The 17,236-nt window shown below is 71.6% G+C and carries 14 protein-coding genes; 6 read left to right on the forward strand and 8 right to left on the reverse strand.

The features are described 5' to 3' along the window. Window positions 1-1,628: tetratricopeptide repeat protein (locus tag D7X32_RS23800; protein ID WP_147450238.1), on the forward strand; the 1,628-nt coding region annotated here is incomplete at its 5' end. A 176-nt stretch (window positions 1,629-1,804) separates the two neighbouring features. Here D7X32_RS23800 and D7X32_RS23805 read toward each other — a convergent pair. The 6 genes from D7X32_RS23805 to D7X32_RS23830 form a co-directional block, all read right to left on the reverse strand. Continuing rightward, window positions 1,805-3,217 (reverse strand): L-serine ammonia-lyase, encoded by a 1,413-nt coding sequence (locus tag D7X32_RS23805; protein ID WP_120604891.1) that lies wholly within the window; start codon window positions 3,215-3,217, stop codon window positions 1,805-1,807. A 168-nt stretch (window positions 3,218-3,385) separates the two neighbouring features. Further along, window positions 3,386-6,091 (reverse strand): heavy metal translocating P-type ATPase, encoded by a 2,706-nt coding sequence (locus tag D7X32_RS23810; RefSeq protein WP_120604869.1) that lies wholly within the window; start codon window positions 6,089-6,091, stop codon window positions 3,386-3,388. Between the two features lie 19 nt (window positions 6,092-6,110). Beyond that, the gene (locus tag D7X32_RS23815) at window positions 6,111-7,091 is read right to left on the reverse strand and encodes a vWA domain-containing protein (RefSeq protein ID WP_120604870.1); all 981 of its coding nucleotides are present in this window, start codon (window positions 7,089-7,091) and stop codon (window positions 6,111-6,113) included. After that, window positions 7,091-8,032 (reverse strand): vWA domain-containing protein, encoded by a 942-nt coding sequence (locus D7X32_RS23820; protein ID WP_120604871.1) that lies wholly within the window; start codon window positions 8,030-8,032, stop codon window positions 7,091-7,093. Before D7X32_RS23820 ends, D7X32_RS23815 begins: the two co-directional genes overlap by 1 nt. Before the next feature lie 64 nt (window positions 8,033-8,096). After that, window positions 8,097-9,455: a hypothetical protein gene (locus D7X32_RS23825; RefSeq protein ID WP_244239149.1), complete on the reverse strand. Its 1,359-nt coding sequence runs from the start codon at window positions 9,453-9,455 to the stop codon at window positions 8,097-8,099. Window positions 9,456-9,575: 120 nt separating this feature from the next. After that, window positions 9,576-9,947, reverse strand: coding sequence for a VOC family protein (locus D7X32_RS23830; protein ID WP_120604873.1), 372 nt, complete (start codon window positions 9,945-9,947; stop codon window positions 9,576-9,578). A gap of 134 nt (window positions 9,948-10,081) precedes the next feature. Here D7X32_RS23830 and D7X32_RS23835 point away from each other — a divergent pair, with 134 nt between their 5' ends. The 4 genes from D7X32_RS23835 to rpiA all read left to right on the forward strand — a co-directional run bounded on the left by D7X32_RS23835 (window position 10,082) and on the right by rpiA (window position 13,916). Beyond that, on the forward strand, window positions 10,082-10,708 hold the full coding sequence (locus tag D7X32_RS23835; protein WP_120604874.1) for a hypothetical protein: 627 nt from the start codon (window positions 10,082-10,084) through the stop codon (window positions 10,706-10,708). Beyond that, complete coding sequence (locus D7X32_RS23840; RefSeq protein WP_120604875.1) at window positions 10,702-11,880, forward strand: TPM domain-containing protein; 1,179 nt, start codon at window positions 10,702-10,704, stop codon at window positions 11,878-11,880. The genes D7X32_RS23835 and D7X32_RS23840 overlap by 7 nt, the downstream gene beginning before the upstream one ends. Before the next feature lie 115 nt (window positions 11,881-11,995). Further along, window positions 11,996-13,183, forward strand: a complete 1,188-nt coding sequence (locus tag D7X32_RS23845; RefSeq protein WP_120604876.1) for an AI-2E family transporter — start codon at window positions 11,996-11,998, stop codon at window positions 13,181-13,183. 25 nt (window positions 13,184-13,208) lie between these two features. After that, a complete protein-coding gene (gene rpiA, locus D7X32_RS23850) occupies window positions 13,209-13,916 on the forward strand; it encodes a ribose-5-phosphate isomerase RpiA (protein WP_120604892.1) in 708 nt (235 codons plus the stop codon). Here the strand turns inward: rpiA and D7X32_RS23855 are convergent. Both D7X32_RS23855 and D7X32_RS23860 read right to left on the reverse strand, forming a co-directional pair. Continuing rightward, window positions 13,891-14,478: a nucleotidyltransferase family protein gene (locus D7X32_RS23855; RefSeq protein ID WP_120604877.1), complete on the reverse strand. Its 588-nt coding sequence runs from the start codon at window positions 14,476-14,478 to the stop codon at window positions 13,891-13,893. The genes rpiA and D7X32_RS23855 overlap by 26 nt on opposite strands. Before the next feature lie 82 nt (window positions 14,479-14,560). Then, window positions 14,561-15,673, reverse strand: coding sequence for an XdhC family protein (locus D7X32_RS23860; RefSeq protein WP_120604878.1), 1,113 nt, complete (start codon window positions 15,671-15,673; stop codon window positions 14,561-14,563). Between the two features lie 289 nt (window positions 15,674-15,962). On the opposite strand from D7X32_RS23860, the gene D7X32_RS23865 reads away from it, so the two are divergent. Then, entirely contained in the window at window positions 15,963-17,234 is a 1,272-nt protein-coding gene (locus tag D7X32_RS23865) for an endonuclease/exonuclease/phosphatase family protein (RefSeq protein WP_120604879.1), read from the forward strand. Window positions 17,235-17,236: the final 2 nt, after the last annotated feature.

The raw sequence follows: 17,236 nt of genomic DNA on the forward strand, positions 1-17,236 counted from the left end.
GCTCCCACGCGTGCGAAGGGGCGGCGGACCTGGTGGCGGAGCGCTGGGGGCCGGACGCGCGCGAGAAGGTGACGCAGGCGTTCCTCGCGACGAAGAGCCCGGTGGCGCAGGACATGGCGCGCCGGGTGGCCGACGTGCTGGACGGCTACGGCGCGGAGTGGGCGAAGCAGCACACGGTGGCGTGCGAGGACACGCGCGTGCGCGAGGTGCAGACGGAGGCGCTGTTGTCCCAGCGCGTCGTGTGCCTGGAGCGGCGGCGCAAGGACCTGGGCGCATTGGTGGCCACGTTGCAGACGGCGGACGTGGCGCTGGTGGACAAGTCGCTGGACGCGGCCTACGCGCTGCCCGCGCCGGGAGACTGCGCGGACGTGGAGTCGCTGACCGAGTTGCAGCCCCGGCCGGCGGACCCGGCGAAGCGCGCGGAGCTGGAGGCGCTGGAGGGGCAGCTGGCGGAGGTGAAGGCGCGCGTGGACCTGAGCCGGATGCCCAAGGCGCTGGAGCTGGCGAAGGCGGCGGAGGCGCGCGTGCTGGCCACGGGCTACCTGCCGTTGATGGCGGAGTTGCGCTTCCACCTGGGCTGGGCGCAGGCGGTGCTGGGCGACAAGGCGGCGGGCGGCGCGGTGCTGGAGCAGGCCGTCTACGACGCGGAGGCGGGCCGGGCGGACCGGCTGGCGGTATCGGTGATGAACAAGCTGCTCTTCGTGGACGGCGAGCAGGAGCAGTTCGTGCTCGCGCAGCGCTGGGGCCGGCTGGGCGAGGCGACGCTGAAGCGCGTGGGCGGCGACGCGGTGCTGGAGAGCGACCTGAAGGTGAACGAGGCCAACCTCGCGCTGATGCAGGAGCATCCGGACGAGGCGCTGAAGCTGTTGGAGCAGGCGTCGGGGCTCCTGGCGAGGGCGTTGCCGGAGGGGCACCCCAAGCGGGCGCGGGTGGCGTTCACGCTGGGGCGCACGTTGCTGGAGACGGGCAAGAGCGCGCAGGCGGTGACGGTGCTGAAGGACGCGCTCGCCCAGACGGAGAAGGCGGTGGGGCCCGTGCACCTGGACACGGCGCGAAGGCACCAGGCGCTGTCCATGGCGCTGCGCGAGCAGCGGGACTTCACCGGAGCGCTGGAGCACGCGCGGGTGTCGGTGTCGCTGCACCGCACGCTGCTTGGAGCGCAGAGCGTGAAGCTGGCGGAGGCGCTGGACGAGGAGGGCATGAGCCTGCTCGCGCTCAAGCGCTATCCGGACGCGCTGAAGGACTACGAAGAGGCGCTGGCCGTGAAGCAGGCGAAGCTGGGGCCGGACGACGAGCTGGTCTACTACTCGCTGGACGGTGTGGGGCAGGCGCTGCTGGGCCTGGGCCGCACGCGCGATGCGATTGCACCGCTGAAGCAGGCGCTGTCGTTCAAGGACGCGCAGGAGGACTCGCTGGGCGAGTCCGGCTTCGCGCTGGCGCAGGCGCTGTGGACGGAGGGCGAGAAGGAGGATGCGCGCGACGCGGCGTCACAGGCGCTCACGCGCTTCACGTCCGCGGGCCGCACGGCGCAGGCGAAGGACGTGGAGTCCTGGCTCTCCGCCCGGCCAGCGCCCACGGTGAAGGCCGTGCCGGTGTCCGCCGGGCGCGGCGGTAAGCGCAGGCGATAGGGTCGAGGCCCGTCCGCGCCGGGGATGCCGTGCCGGTGTCCGCCGCCCGCGGCGTCAATCGCAGGCGGTAGGGCCTGACTTCTCCAGGCTCGGCCTGCACCTGGGGTGAATCGCTGAAGCCGGTTCCCGCCGTGCGCGTCAATCGCGGGCGGGAGCACTTCAAGCCGCCGGAGCCCTTAGCACTCCGGCAGGCCCACGCTGAGGTTCGCGACCTCCAGGACGTTGACCGCGAGGCCACCGCGCGCGGTCTCCTTGTACTTGTCCTTCATGTCGCGGCCGGTGTCGCGCATCGTCTTGATGACCTTGTCCAGGCTCACGAAGTGCCGCCCGTCGCCGGACAGCGCCATGCGCACGGCGTTGATGGCCTTCACGGACGCCATCGCGTTGCGCTCGATGCAGGGCACCTGCACCAGGCCGCCAATCGGGTCGCAGGTGAGCCCCAGGTTGTGCTCCATGGCGATCTCCGCCGCGTTCTCCACCTGCAACGGCGTGCCGCCCAGCACCTCCGCCAGCGCCCCCGCAGCCATCGAGCACGCGCTGCCCACCTCACCCTGGCAGCCCACCTCCGCGCCGCTGATGGACGCGTTCTCCTTGTAGAGCGAACCAATGGCCCCCGCCGTGAGGAGGAAGCGCACCACGCCGTCCGCGTTCGCCCCCGGCACGAAGCGCCAGTAGTAGTGCAGCACCGCCGGGATGATGCCCGCCGCGCCGTTGGTGGGCGCGGTGACGACGCGGCCGCCCGCCGCGTTCTCCTCGTTCACGGCGAGCGCGTACAGGTTCACCCAGTCCAGCACCGTCAGCGGGTTGGTGAGCCCCGCCTCCGGACGGCTGATGAGCCGCTGGTACATCGCCGCCGCGCGCCGCTCCACCTTCAATCCGCCGGGCAGGATGCCGCCCGTGGTGTACCCGCGCGTCACGCACGCCTGCATCACCGCCCAGATGCGCAGCAGCCCTGCGCGGATCTCCTCCTCGCTCCGCGACGTCAATTCGTTGCGCATCATCACCGAGCTGATGGGCAGCCGCTCCCGCTCACAGTGCACGAGCAGCTCCGCCGCGGACTTGAACGGCAGCGGCACCGTGGCGTTCTCCGCGCGCAGCGGATCCGCGCCCGTCGCCGCCTGCTCGTCCACCACGAACCCGCCGCCCACCGAATAGTAGATGCGGCAGGCGAGCGACTCTCCGCCCTCGCCGAACGCGCTGAAGCGCATGCCGTTGGGGTGGTAGGGCAGCACCTTGCGCTTGTGCATCACCAGGTGCTCGCCGTCGCGGAAGGGGAGCACCAGCCGCTGGAGCAGCGACACGCGTCCCTCCGCGCGCCAGTGCGCGACGACGGACGGCACCTGCTCCACGTCCACGTCCTCCGGCGTGTCGCCGCGCAGGCCCAGCAGCACGGCCTTGTCGCTGCCGTGCCCCTTGCCCGTCGCGCCCAGCGAACCGAACAGCTCCACCTTGAGCCGCGTCACGCGCTCCAGGAGCCCCGCGTCCGACAGCCCCACCACGAACATGCGGGCCGCGCGCATGGGCCCCACCGTGTGCGAGCTGGAGGGTCCAATTCCAATCTTGAAGAGGTCGAAGACGCTGACAGGCATGGCGCTTCCCACCATGCCACGTTCATCTCGCGTCGCCTGTCACACCACGCTCACGACGCGCTGCATGCATCCACTTCAAGTCATGCAGGCCGCAAGGCAACACGTCGTGCGTGCGCTTCCCCCTCCGAGCGTGGGGGAAGTTGTCGTCCCAAGCATGACGCGTACGGGCTAACCGGCGGCGGGCTGCGGTCCCGTGGCGGGCTGCGGCGGCGTGGCGGGCGTCTTCGGCCGGAAGGCGAGCAGGCGCAGGCCGTTGAAGACCACGAGCAGCGTGCTGCCTTCGTGGAGCACCACCGCCTGGCTGATCTTCGTCAGGTTCAGCACGGCGGCGACCACGAGCACCGCGCTCACGCCCAGCGCGATGACCAGGTTCTGCTTCATCACGGCGGTGGCGCGCTTGGACAGCTCCAGCGCGAACGGCAGCTTCGCCAGGTCGTCGCTCATCAGCACCACGTCCGCCGTTTCCAGCGCCGCGTCGCTGCCGGCGCCGCCCATGGCCACGCCCACCGCGGCGGCGGCCAGCGCGGGCGCGTCGTTGACGCCGTCGCCCACCATGGCCACCGGGTGCGTGCGGCCCAGGTCCTTCACCGCCGTCACCTTGTCCGCGGGCATCAGCGGCGCCTTCGCCTCGTCCAGGCCCACCTGCTGCGCGATGGAGCGGGCCACGAGCGCGTTGTCGCCGGACAGCATCACCGTGCGCTCGATGCCGCCCGCCTTCAGCGCCTGCACCACTTGCCGGGCGCCGCCGCGCAGCGTGTCCGCCACGCCCAGCACGCCCAGGTAGCGGCCCGCGCGGCGCACCACCATCGTCGTCTGGCCCGCCTCCTCCAACCGCGTCACCTCGGCGGTGACCTCTGGAGGAAGGACCTCGCCCGCGAAGAGGGCCACGCTGCCCACCTCCACCGCGTCGTCGCCCACCTTCGCGCGGATGCCCTGGCCGTGGATGGCCTCCAGGTCGCGGCCCGCGGGCACGGTGACGCGCGCCTCTGCGGCGCCGTCCACCACCGCCTTGGCCAGCGGGTGCGCGGACAGCGCCTCCACGCCCGCCGCGGTGCCCAGCAGTTCGTCGCGCGTCACGCCCGGCGCGGCCCACGTCGTGAGCAGCCGGGGGCGGCCCACGGTGAGCGTGCCCGTCTTGTCGAAGGCGATGGCGCGGATGCCGCTCAAGAGCTCCAGGTAGATGCCACCCTTGATGAGCACGCCCCCGCGCGCGGCCGACGCCACCGCGGAGAGCACGGCGGACGGCGTGGAGATGGCGAGCGCGCACGGCGACGCGGCCACCAGCAGCCCCACCGCGCGCAGCACCGCTTCCTTCAGCGGCGTGCCCGTCAGCACCAGCACCACCGGGAACAGCACCGCCGCCGCCATCACGAGCGGCGCCACGGTGCGCTCCAGGCGCTGGGCGAAGCGCTGCCGCTTGCCCTTCTGCGCCTCCGCCTGCGCCACCATGTCCACCACGCGCGCCAGCACGGACTCCGACGACAGGCGCGTCACCTCCACCTCCAGCGCCGCCTCGCAGTTGATGGTGCCGGAGAACACCTCGTCGCCCGGCTTGCGCGCCACCGGCATGGACTCGCCGGTGATGGCCGCCTGGTCCAGGGAGCTCTTGCCCTCGCGGATGATACCGTCCAGCGGGACGCGGTCACCCGGACGCACGATGATGCGCTCGCCGCGCGCCACGTCCGCCACCGGCACCTCCACCACCTCCGAGCCCCGGCGCACGCGCGCCACCTCCGGGCGCAGCTGGCCCAGCGCTTCGATGGAGCGGCGCGCCTTTTCCATGGCCCGGTGCTCCAGCGCATGGCCCGCGCTGAAGAGGAAGAGCAGGAACGCGCCCTCGAACCACGCGCCGAGCAGCGCCGCGCCCAGCGCCGCCACGACCATCATCGTCTCGATGTCGATGCGCAGCTGCGCGATGGACTGCACCGAGCCCCGGATGGCGAAGAAGCCACCGCTCGCCATGGACAGCGCCCAGAGCACCGTGGCCACCAGCGGCGGCGCCAACGCGAAGTGCTCCACCACGAAGCCCGCCGCCAGCAGCACGCCGGACGCGACCACCAGCGGCAGCTCCAAGAGCGGCGCCAGGCCTCCGCCGTGCGCGTGGTGCGAACAGGCGTGGCCCGCCATGGGCACTTCCAGCCCGTACCCGAGCGCCTTCACCCGGGCCTCCACGTCCGGAAGCTTCAGCTCCTCCTTGTCGTATTCGATGACCAGGCGCTCGCTCGCGTACGCGACGCTGGCGGTGAGCACACCCTTCATCCGGGAGACCGCGTGCTCGATGACCTGTGCCGCATCCGCGGAGTCCATCCCGCGCACGAACCAGGTGTGGTGCAGGTAGCGCGCCGCCACCTGGGCCCCCGTCTTCTGCGCGAGCGCCACCAGCTTCGAGGCGCTCACCAGCGACGGCTGGTAGTGGATGCACACCTCCGCGTGGCCCGCGTCACGGCGCAGGTGCACGTCGGTGATGCCGTGCTGCGACTCCAGGGCCGCCTCCAGCCGCGCGAAGCGGCCCTGGTCGTCGGTCTCTCCCGGCAGCGTGCCCTCCAGGTCCAGCTGGAGCGCGGTGCCACCCCCTTCCGCCGGACGGTGAGCCGGCGGACGGATGACGCGCTGGGAGTGGGCATGTCCGTGGTGGTCATGCCCGTGGTGGTCGTGGCCATGGGCGCAGGCGGCGGTGTGCACGTGGGTGAAGCCGTCCACGTCGTCGTGGTCGTGACCGTGGTGGTCATGGCCGTGATGGTCATGCCCGTGGTCGTGGTTGCATCCCGGGCCGTGGACGTGGCGCTGCACGGCGTTGCCAGCCGCTGGCGCTTCCTTGAGGCCCTTGATGTTCAACGTGCCGAACCGCGCCCCGCTCTTCTTCTGCTCCGACATGGCTGTTCTTCCTGACGCCCTAGTGGCGGTGTCCGCGGCGTGAGTGCGAGGAGGCGGCGGCCGGAGGCGGCTCCGCCTGGGGCTTCTCGTCCTCGTCCTCGTCGTGGTGGTCCTCGTCCTCGTGCTCCTCGGGGACGGGCTGGTCGAAGCGCTGGCCGGCGACCTCCAGCGTGAAGCGCTTGCACGCCGGAGGAATCTCGAACTCCAGCACCGCGGGCAGGCGGCCCTCGTACGTCTTCAGCACCTTGCCCTGCTCGTCGTAGACGGTGCCGCCCGCGGCGACCGTCATCGTCTCGTCCACGAGCACGGCGACCAGCTCCGCCATCTCCTCCATGCGGTCCGCGTGGCGGTGGCACCAGAGGTGTCCCACGCCCGGATAGGTCGTATGGGAGATCTCCTCCATCTGCTCCTCGTCCACGTGCTCGCCCACGCCCATGAAGACGAAGTTGATGCGCGGCAGGCGGCCGGAGGCGATCTCCTTGGCCACCTGGGTGGCGTAGGCCGTCACGTCATGGGCGTCGTTGATCTGCGAGTCCGTGATGATGACCGCCAGGCCCCGCTTGGCGCCTTCGCCCACCTGCTGCTTGATGTGCGCCACGAAGTCGCGGAGCACCGGCAGCATCACCGTGGCCTTGCCGTAGGAGCGCGGCCCGGGGAAGCGGTAGCCCTTGGCCTCCGGGCCCGTGAGGTCGCCCACCACTTCCAGCTGGGTGCCGTCGCCGGAGGCCCAGTAGGTGACGCGCACCTTGCCGTCCCGGTCCTTGTTGGCCAGGTACTCCAGCATCCACTGCATCTGCGGCTCGACCTGGTTCTTCACCGGGGCGAGCTTCGCCAGGATGCCGCGCGGCCCGTACGCGTTCTCCATGCTCGCGGAGCCGTCCATGTAGAGGGCCACGTCCAGGCCCTCCACGGTGGGGTCGTGCAACAGCGTCGCGACGACCTTGTTGCCCATCCGGTGGACGTCGGAGAAGGGGCGGTTGATGACTTCGTGGCCGGCCATCAGTGGTGGTCCTCGTCTTCGCCCTCGTCGTGGTGCTCTTCATCGGGGAGCGGCTGGGTGTAGCGCTGGCCGTTCACCTCCAGCGTGAAGCTCTTGGCCTCTTCCGGCACGTCGAACTCCAGCACCGCGGGCAGGCGGCCCTCGTACGTCTTCAGCACCGTGCCCTTGTCGTCGTAGATGGTGCCGCCGGCGGCGACCGTCATGGTCTCGTCCACCAGCACGGCGACCAGCTCCGCGACCTGGGTGATCTCCTTCGCGATGCGGTGGCACCACAGGTGGCCCACGCCCGGATATTCCTCATGGGCGATGTGCTCCAGCTGCTCCTCGTCGATGTCGTCGCCCACGCCCACCAGCACGAAGTTGATGCGGGGCAGGCGGCCGGCGGCGATCTTCTTCGCCACCTCCGCGGAGAACTTCTCCACCGCTTCCGCGTCGTGGAGGCGGCCGTCGGTGACGATGATGGCGCAGCCGCGCTTGGCGCCCACCTTCACCTGCTCCTCCAGGTACTTCACGTAGTCGCGCAGCGCGGGCTCCAGGTACGTGAAGCCGCCCAGCTGCTTGGCGCCGGGGAACTTGTACTGCTTCACGTCGGTGCCCTTGAGCTCACCCACGGGCTCCACCTGGCGGCCGTTGGTGCCACAGGCCCAGTAGGCCACGCGCAACAGTCCGTTGCGGTCCTTGGTGGCCAGGTACTCCAGCATCCACCGCACCTGCGGCTCCACCTGGTTGGCGGCTTCCTTCATCGGCGCGCCGCGCAGCCACTCCAGGAAGGTGCGCTGCTCCGTCTTGTACGCGTACTCCTCCCGCATGCTGCCGGACGCGTCCATGTAGATGGCCATGTCGAGGCCTTCCACGGTGGGGTCGTGCAGCAGCACCGCGCGCACGCGGTCCCCTTCGCGGTGCAGGTCCGAAAACGGTTCGATCGGCTTCTCGTGTCCCATGGTCTGCCTTTCTGGAGGGTGAAAACGCTATCGCCCGGTGTGCGAGCACCGCAAACGGACGGGGTCAGTCGTCGAAGTCGCTCATCCAGTCCGGCTTCTTGCCGGGCGGGGCGGGCGCCTTCTCCTGCTGCTTGGGGGCCGGACGGGCAGGCGCGGCCGGAGCCGGGCCGAAGTCCGCCTGCCATGAAGCATCGGATGCCGCTTTGGCTGCCTGGGGCGCGGGGGCCGCCGGACGGGGCGCGGGCTTCGGCTGCAGGTTCGTGAGGCGCGGCTTCGCGCCGCCCGGCTTGCCGTGCGCGCCGATGAAGTCCTGCATCCAATCGCTGGAGCGAACGGGCGGCGTGGGCAGGCGCGGCGGGATGGCGGCGGGCGGCGTGGGCGCGCGGGGCACCGTCGTCCGCGTCACGGGTGTGCCCGGGGACAGCGTGCCCGCGAGCACGTGGGCTCGCAGCGTGCGCTCCGTCTCCGTGGGCCAGCCCGGCAAGAGCGGCAGGACGCGGCGCGCGAGCTCCAGGAACTCCTGCGGCGGCGCCTCGCGAGGCACGCGCACCGCTTCGTCCTGGAGCCACCCGGCGAGCTTCCCCACCAGTCCGCCCTTCGTGGGACGCGGCGTGGCGATGTCGCCCTTCACTTCGTAGCCGCGCAGCTCCAGGTCCGCGATGGCCATCGCGCGGCTCGCGACGGGCAGCTCCAGCGCGATGAGCGCCTGCGGACCCTGGTGCGTGCGGGCGTCCTCCTGCAACTGGGCGAGCACCGCGTACAGCACGCTCGCGACCTGCGCGCCGTTGGCGGCGTGGTGGGCCTGCAACTCCGCGGGCACCGCCGGATAGGTGAGGACGAGTCCGCGTCCCTGGGCGAGCTGATCCGCGCGGTCGCCCGGCAAGAGCGCATGGTAGGCGCGGGGCACGTCGCGGCTCTCCGCGTCCTTCACGTAGTGGAAGGCGTCCTGCGCGCCGTGCGCGAAGCCCGCGAGGATGTCGCCCCGGGTCACCGTGAGCTGCCCGTTCACGCGCGTGACGGCGTTGCCCGGCCACGGGCCCGTGAGCGTGCCGTAGAGGTAGACGGGGTCGTTGAAGCCGTCCGCGTCGGCGGGGTGCTCCACCAGCTCCGGGGAGAAGAAGAACAGCTCCGTCGCGGCCAGCCGGCGCGGAGGACGGCCGGCGGCGACCTCGTGGTGCGCGAGCTGCGCCTGCACGGACGCGGGCAGGCGCGCGCGTTCGCTGCCGGGGATGAGCTGGAGCTGGCCCACGACGTCGGTGCAGACGAACCACTCGGACTCGCCCAGGTACGCGGGCTCCAGGCGGAACGCGTCCACGACGTGGACGACCTCCGAGGCATCGCACGGCACGGATTCGACCGGGCTGGCGGCGTGGGGAACGAAGTAGCGGGGCGGGCTCACGGAGGCCGCGACAGGCTGGCGCAAGCCGCTGGGGCAATCAAGTGGCGGGGCGGCATCCCCGGGTCCGCGCAGCGGCGTTGATTCCATCGTTCGTTCCACGCCCCTTAAGCAGGCCGGGCGCGGAGCGAAAGCGGGAGCCGGGCGTCAGGCGGGCTCGATGAAGTTGAGCCGGTAGCCGTCCGGGTCCGTGACGACGACCTCCCGGGTGTACCAGGGCTGGACGGTGGGCCCTTCCACGTGCGCGCCCAGGGCCGCTGCCTTCGCGGCCACCGCGTCCACGCCGTCCGAACCCGCGCGGAAGCCCACGAGCACACCCATGCCCTTTCGTCCCTCCAGCTTCAGGCTTGGAGGAGAGTTCACGAGGTACACGTCCGACTCGCCGCCCCACTGGAGGCGGAGGATGGGAGGTTCCGACGCGATGCGTTCGAAGCCGAGACCTTCATAGAAGCGCACGGAGGCCGGGGCATCCGTCACCAGCAGCTTCACGAACGACCGCATCGTCTGGGGCTTGTCCATGGGCGCGGCAGTCTGCCCGGAGCGGTGGACGGGCGCCACGCACGCGTGGGGCCATTTTCGGGCCCGGGACGAATGACATATCGTCGGGAACGGATCCGGCGGGGGCCGGGCCGAAGTGGAAGGGGGACCGGCTCATGGGTGAAATGACGCGCACGCGGCAGGGCCCGGGCACCGTCGCCTACGACGACGTCAACGAACTCATCGCCACCGCCACGCGGCTGATGCAGAAGGACGCCGCGCCGGACACGCTCACCCCGGACGACCTGCGGCGCATCGGCGAGGAGCTGGACATCCCCGCGCGCTACGTGGACCAGGCGCTGGAGGCGCTGGCCCGCCGCCGCGACGAACAGGCCCGCGAGGCCCAGGCCCGTGAGCGGCTGTCGCGCCTGCGCCGCGCGAGGTTGCGGCAGGGGGCGTGGGTGGGCGCGGTCCTCGCGGGCGTGCTGGCCGTGTCGGGGCTCGTCGTGCGCAACGGCCTCACCACCACGCTGGCGGAGGTGGCCCAGAAGCGGGCCCAGGTGCGCAACGTGCTGGAGCGCCGCGAGTCCCTGCGCGCGCGGTTGGATCAGCTCACGCCCGGCCTGAACCGCGACGCGGAGGTGGCGGGCGCGGACAACCGCGTGGCGGTGGAGCAGCGCCGCTACGACGAACGGGCCGCGGCGTACAACGCCTCCGCGGCGTCCTTTCCCACGAGCTGGGTGGTGCGCCTGAGCGGCCTGCCGCCGGCTCTTCCGCTGTCCTCGGAGGTCTCCTCATGGTGAAGACCGTCCTGTTGACGTTGCTGTTGCCCGCGCTGGTTCTTGCCGCCGTTCCTTCCATCACGCGGCCGGTGACGGATCCGCAAGGCATGTTGACCTCGCAGGAGATGGAGTCCGTCTCCCGGGCCCTGGTGGACCTGCGCGCCGCGAAGCAGGTGCAGATGGCGGTGCTGCTCGTGGACACCACGGACGGCCAGCCCATCGAGGACTACGCGCAGGCCGTCTTCCGGGACTGGAAGGGCGGCGAGGCGGGCCGGGACAACGGCTTGCTGCTCGTCATCGCACGCGGGGACCGGCGCTCGCGGCTGGAGGTGGGCTACGGGCTGGAGTCGTCGCTGCCGGATGGCGAGGCGACGGCGCTGCTGCATGCGCAGGGCCCACTGCTGCGCGAGGGCCGGTTCGAGCCGGCGCTGCTCGCCATCATCGCGGGAGTGGATGCGCAGGTCTCCGCCGGGGCATTCCCGGCGGGCCCCAGCGCCACGACACCGCCCTGGACGCCGTCCCAGACGGCCTGGTTCCTTGTGGCGCTGTTCGTGACGGCGTGCGTGATGGCGCGGCTGCTGCTCCAGGTCCAGGCTTCGTACCCGCGGGACCCGAGAGGGCTCACGATGGCGGCGCTGCTGGTGGCGCTGCCGTTGGCCGCGCTCGTCTCCATCGGGTGGTCCGGGCCCAGGTCCCCGGTGTTCATCCTCGTCGCGTATGGCGCGTTGATGGGGTTGTTCTTCTGGGGATGGCGCCTGTTCCAGCGGCAAGAGCGCGCGATGTGGGGGCTGCTGCTGCTCCTCACGCCCATGATGGTCCTCGCGTACAGCCAGCTCGTCTCTCACGACCCCATCCTCGGACTGGGGGACCTCATCCTCTGGGTGGTGTTCGGGTCCCTCTTCTCGTTTCCGGTCCTCCTGCCGCTCATGCTCCTGGGCTTCGTCATCTTCCGGAGCGCGTGGAACAAGCAGCCCCGCGGGTCCTGGGCCGCCTCCGGCTCGGGCGGAAGCGCTTCGTCGGACTGGAGCGTCAGCTCGTCGTCGAGCTACGGCTCTTCGTCCAGTTACGACTCCTCGTCGTCCTACAGCAGTGACTCGTCCAGTTCCTACAGCAGTGACTCGTCCAGTTCGTCCTCGGACTGGGGCGGTGGCGGGGGGGATTCTGGCGGCGGTGGCGGCAGCGACTCCTGGTAGCCACCGGCCGCCTGGCTGCCTGCCTTCCTCACGAGCCATGTCCCGCACCTGACATCCCGGCGTTCGCCTCCGGGGGAGCATCGCTTGCCTGGGGGGTACTCCCTACCTTGGGAGCATGAAGGCTTCGCGCAAGGGGCTTCCCGTCTACGTACCGCCCCGGACGGTGTGGTCGGTCGGGGCCCAGGTGGTGCTGCTCGTGCTGCTGGGAACGGCCATGCAACGGCTGGGGCCCGTGCTCACGCTGCTGGCCGTGGCGCTGCTGTTGGGGCTCGCGGCGGAGCCCGTCGTGCGGCGCTTGCAGTCGTGGGGCCTGCGCCGGGGGCTGGGCGTGGCGCTCATCGCGCTGACCCTGCTGGGCATCACCAGTCTGCTCATCCTCACGCTGGTGCCGCTGCTGGTGGAGCAGCTCCAGAACCTGGTGCACGCGGCGCCGGGCTTCCTCACGGAGCTGACGCAGGCGCCGTGGGTGCGGAAGCTGGATGAACACTTCGGCGTGCTGTCGCACCCGCAGGATGTGCTCGGCATGGAGCCCGGCGTGCTCGCCAGGCCGCTCATCACCGTGCTGTCGTCCACGCTGGAGTTGATGGGCGCGGGCATCACCGTGCTGGCGCTGGCCGTGTTCGGCCTGCTGTTCGGGCACGACCTCTACGCCAGCATCCTGGGCTGGGTGCGTCCGCGCAGCCGCCCCCGCGTGCGCCGTGTGGTGGGCCGGATGCGCGAGGCGGTGGGCAACTACCTTGTCGGCACGCTGCTCATCGTCAGCGTGGGCGGCGCCTTCACGGCCGGCATGTCCCTGGCGCTGGGCGTGCCGTACTTCCTGCCGCTCGGCCTGGTGGCGATGGTGCTGGGGCTCATCCCGTACATCGGCAGCGTCATCACCGCGCTGCTGGTGACCGTCACGACGCTGGCGTCGGTGGGCTCGCGGCGTGCGCTCATCGCGCTGGCGGTGTTCATGGTCTACCAGCAGATCGAATCCCATCTGCTGAGCCCCCTGGTGCAGCGGCGCGCCATCAAGATGAACCCGCTGCTCATCTCACTGGTGGCGCTGGTGGGCGGCACCGTCGCGGGGCTGCTGGGCGTCATCCTCGCGGTGCCGGCGGCGGCGGCGTCGCAGGTGCTGCTCACGGAGGTGCAGCGCGAGCGGCGCAAGGCGTGGAAGCACGAGCGGCGCCTCGCGAGGGCCCTGCCTTCCGGACTGGGGAACGCGGACGAGGCACTGTTGGCGGGTCCACTCGCGCCGCCGGGGAATGAAGCGCGGCGTGCACCCCCTGCCGACTCCGGGCATCCTGGGACGCCGCACTGAGCCGTCCCCCTTCCGTGAGCCCCCGATGACTTCCGACGAGAGTGTTTCGGCTTCCTTCAAGCGCGCGGCGGCGGAGCGCGCGGTGGACTTCATCCAGCCAGGCATGGTGGTGGGGTTGGGCTCGGGCAGCACGGCCGCGTACGCGGTGCGGCGGCTGGGCGCGCTGCTCTCCGCCGGGACGTTGAAGGACGTGGTGGGCATCCCCACGTCGCGCGCGACCGAGGCCCTGGCCGTGTCGGTGGGCGTGCCGCTCACCACGCTGGACGTGCACCCGGTGGTGGACCTCACCATCGACGGCGCGGACGAGGTGGCGCCGGATCTGTCGCTCATCAAGGGCGGCGGCGGGGCGCTGCTGCGCGAGAAGGTGGTGGCGCAGGCCAGCCGCCGCGAAATCATCGTGGTGGACGCGCCCAAGCTGTCGCCCCGGTTGGGCACGAAGTGGCCGGTGCCGGTGGAGGTGCTGCCCTTCGGCTGGCGCTCGCAGGCGCTGTTCCTGGAGTCGCTGGGCGCGCGCGTGGTGTTGCGGCTCGCGCTGGACGGGGCGCCGTACCACACGGATCAGGGCAACGTGGTGCTGGATTGTGACTTCGGTCCCATCAGCGAACCGGCGGGGCTGGCCGCGAAGCTGGAGTCCCGCGCCGGGGTGATGGCGCACGGCCTGTTCCTGAACCTGACCACCGACCTGGTGGTGGCCGGGCCCGAAGGCATCACCCACCGCGTCCGGGGCGCGTGAGGCGCAGGGCGTCCTCGGCGGTGTCCACGTCCTCCTCGCCGCCGGGCAGCGGAACCTCCACGACGCGCGAAGGGTCGCGGGCGATGAGCCTGCGTGCGCCGTCCGTGGGCGGAAGGGACTCCAGTTCGGGGAAGAGCGCGCGGGAGAAGAGGGCGGGCACGCCCCGGGTGCCCGCGTAGGCGGACGCGACGATGGGCGCGCGTGAGCGCTCGAACGTGGCGATGAGCGAGCGCAGGTGGGCCGCGTCCACGCGGAGCTGGTCGCAGAGCATCAAGACCGCGCCATCCACGTCCGGGGGCAGGGCCCGCAGTCCCGTGTGCAGCGAGGAGCCCTGACCCAATGCCCAGTCCGGGTTGTCCACGCACCGCACGGGGAGACCGTCCAGCTCCGCGGCGACGTCCTCGCGCCGCGCCCCGAGCACGACGACCACCTCCGGGCTCGCGGCCAGGGCGTTCCGTACCGCGCGCCGCACCAGCGACGTGCCCTCATGGTGAAGCAGCTGCTTGGGCTGCCCCAGCCGTGAGGAACCACCCGCGGCGAGCACCACCACGGCCACGGTCATGCGCGCCTCCGCAGGCGAGCCGGCGCGTGCGTTCGACGCATTCCGACGGTCATGCCTGGCATCACATCAGTCGCGCGTGTCGTCACGCCGACCTGCGCTCCGGCGCGGTGGCATCCGCGTGGATGGGCGCTTGCCGCTCGCGCAGCCGTCCCCCGTCGCGTCCGGCGAGCACCGTCTGCACCTCCGCGATGATGGACAGCGCGATCTCATCCGCGCCCTCCGCGCCCAGGTCCAAACCCATGGGCGCGTGCAGCTTCTCCAACTGCGCGGCGGTGGGCGTGCGCGTCAGCTCCCGCAGGATGCGCTCCGTCCGGGAGCGAGGCCCCAGCACTCCCAGGTAGCGCACCGGCAGCGGCACCAGCCGCTCCAGCAGCTCCCGGTCCTGCGGCAGGCTGTGCGTCATCACCAGCACCAGGCTGCGCGCGGACAGCGGCACCTTCTCCAGCACCTCGCTGGCCCGGGATGCGACATGCGCGTGGGCCTGCGGGAACCTGCGGCGCAGCTGCTCCACGGGCCGGTCCGCCACCACCGTGATGTGCCACCCCAACCCCTGCGCGCGTGACACCACCGGCGCGACGTCGAAGCCGCTGCCGAACACCACGATGGGCGGTGCCGGCTCCACCACCTCCACCAGCACCTCCGCGCCCCCGCACGCGCCGCTCCAGGGCACGCCGCGCACCAGCGCTTCCGTCGCCGCCGCGCGCACCGGTTCGAGCAGCGCGCCCGTGAGGCTGCCCGCCGACACGCCGTCCTCGCGCAGCATCAGCCGTGCACCCACCGCGTCCGCGGGCCCCTGGTACACGGTGGCCACCACCGCGCGCAGTGACTGCTTGCGTGCCTCGGCCGCGAAGCCAAGCGCGTCACCCGGCCCGGGCTCCCAGCGCTCCAGCAGGATGTCCACCACGCCGTTGCACCCCAGCGCGAACGACAGACCGCCCTCGTCCTCTGCGTTGTCGCCGGTGGTGTCGTAGCGCAGCACGCGCGGCCCTCCAGACGTCCAGAAGAAGGCCTTGCGGACGAGGTCACCCTCCAGACACCCGCCGCTCACCCCGCCCGCGAGCCAGCCGTCCGCGCCCATCAACATCCGGGCGCCCGGGCGCCGGTACGACGAACCGGACACCGCCACCACCGTCGCCAGCACCACCGGACCGGAGGCGCGCCCGCCTGCCCGCAGGAGGTCATCGAGTTCCTTCATCGCCCACCCATCTAACCATCCACGCGTCGCGGCCGGGCCGATTCCGCGCGGGCCGGATGTGCACCGTCCGACGTCCCTTTCATGCCCGGCGCACGCAGGGCAGCCATCCAGCCGACCGCCCGTCCCCTGCATGACGCTGGCGGACGAGGCCCGCCGCCACGAACTTGAGCGGAGGACTTCTGGATGGAGGCTCGGTGGAATCCACAGCGCGACGGCATGACGCCCGACATCGCTACCCCTTTGCCCATGGCACCCCGCGGGCCCGGCGCCCCAGCAAGGCGAGGGCGGCATGAAGATGCCCGAAGTGCTGGAGCACCTGCCCGCGGTGGGGCACCTGCTCGGACGCAAGCCGGGCGGACAGGAGGACGTCATGCCCAGGCGTGACCCCACTCTCACACTGCCGGACTTCCAGGCCGTGCCGCTGCCCACCAGCGAGCGCCGGCTGGGAGACGGCCGCACGTTCATCGTGCACCACCCCTCGCCGCGCGCGCCCCGGGGACCGGGCCTCACGGTGATGAGCTACAACATCCTCATGGGTGGCGAGCGCCAGGAGGCGCTGCTGGAGTACTTCACCCAGCTGGAGGCCCAGGACCGCATGCCGGACGTCATTGGCTTGCAGGAAGCGGGCGTGCCCATGTCGGTGCTGCTCGCGTCCCGCTTCGGCTTCCACCTGGTCTACCAGGGCAGCGACGGCGAAGACGGCACGCGGCTGGTGAACGGCAAGGCCTGGCTGAGCCGCCACCCCATCGTGGACGCCGCGCACTTCACCTACGTCCTCACCGAAGCCGAGCGCAATGACGCCATCGCGCGCCAGGGCTACGCCGGAGAGCTGGTGGAGGACCGCGGCGTGCTGTGGGTGAAGCTCCTGGTGGAGGGCCACCCGCTCTACCTCTACAACCTGCACCACGCGCTGGGGGACTCGGCCATCAACGCCCTCAACCTGCGCCAGCTCAACACGCTCCTGCGCCGGCGCGAAGGCGTCCCCGCCGTCGTGCTGGGGGACTTCAACGCCAACACCGCCATCAAGCGCGGCGGCTCGTGGCTGGTGGCGCACCTGCTGCACCCGAAGCAGGACAACGACACGGACACCATCGAGGAGTTCCGGCAGCGCTACGGCGACGACATGCACAACGTCACGGTGGGCGACCGGGGCGTGGGCAACATCTCCGACCCGCGCCTGCGCCATGAGCTGCACATGCTGGAGCAGGAGCTGCCGGAGACGGTGTGCCACGCGACGACGGTGCGCGTGCGGCTGGCGGACCACTCGCTGACGACGCCGCACCACGCCCGGCAGGAGCTGAGCTCCGGCCAGATTCCCAAGCACAGCCCCGCGTGGTGGCGCCTGCAGGACATCGCGGACTGCGCCACGCTCACCTCGCACCCGGACAGCCACGGCGTGGTGCACGCCACGGGCAAGCGCTTCGACAACTTCTACGCGACGCGCTCGTTGGCCCCCGTGCTCTTCGAGGTGGACCGCTCCACGGAGTCCTCGGACCACCAGCCGGTGGTGGCCCACTACCGCTTCAGCGACGGGTACCCCAAGGCCCCGCCGCACCACTGAAG

This window comes from Corallococcus carmarthensis, assembly GCF_003611695.1.
Taxonomy (GTDB): domain Bacteria; phylum Myxococcota; class Myxococcia; order Myxococcales; family Myxococcaceae; genus Corallococcus; species Corallococcus carmarthensis.

Coding starts and splice junctions, on each gene's coding strand:
- D7X32_RS23830 (WP_120604873.1), bottom strand. CDS start 9,947: ATGGACAAGCCCCAGACGATGCGGTCGTTCGTGAAGCTGCTGGTGACG.
- D7X32_RS23820 (WP_120604871.1), bottom strand. CDS start 8,032: ATGGGACACGAGAAGCCGATCGAACCGTTTTCGGACCTGCACCGCGAA.
- D7X32_RS23810 (WP_120604869.1), bottom strand. CDS start 6,091: ATGTCGGAGCAGAAGAAGAGCGGGGCGCGGTTCGGCACGTTGAACATC.
- D7X32_RS23815 (WP_120604870.1), bottom strand. CDS start 7,091: ATGGCCGGCCACGAAGTCATCAACCGCCCCTTCTCCGACGTCCACCGG.
- D7X32_RS23840 (WP_120604875.1), top strand. CDS start 10,702: ATGGTGAAGACCGTCCTGTTGACGTTGCTGTTGCCCGCGCTGGTTCTT.
- D7X32_RS23845 (WP_120604876.1), top strand. CDS start 11,996: ATGAAGGCTTCGCGCAAGGGGCTTCCCGTCTACGTACCGCCCCGGACG.
- D7X32_RS23865 (WP_120604879.1), top strand. CDS start 15,963: ATGAAGATGCCCGAAGTGCTGGAGCACCTGCCCGCGGTGGGGCACCTG.
- D7X32_RS23805 (WP_120604891.1), bottom strand. CDS start 3,217: ATGCCTGTCAGCGTCTTCGACCTCTTCAAGATTGGAATTGGACCCTCC.
- rpiA (WP_120604892.1), top strand. CDS start 13,209: ATGACTTCCGACGAGAGTGTTTCGGCTTCCTTCAAGCGCGCGGCGGCG.
- D7X32_RS23860 (WP_120604878.1), bottom strand. CDS start 15,673: ATGAAGGAACTCGATGACCTCCTGCGGGCAGGCGGGCGCGCCTCCGGT.
- D7X32_RS23835 (WP_120604874.1), top strand. CDS start 10,082: ATGGGTGAAATGACGCGCACGCGGCAGGGCCCGGGCACCGTCGCCTAC.
- D7X32_RS23855 (WP_120604877.1), bottom strand. CDS start 14,478: ATGACCGTGGCCGTGGTGGTGCTCGCCGCGGGTGGTTCCTCACGGCTG.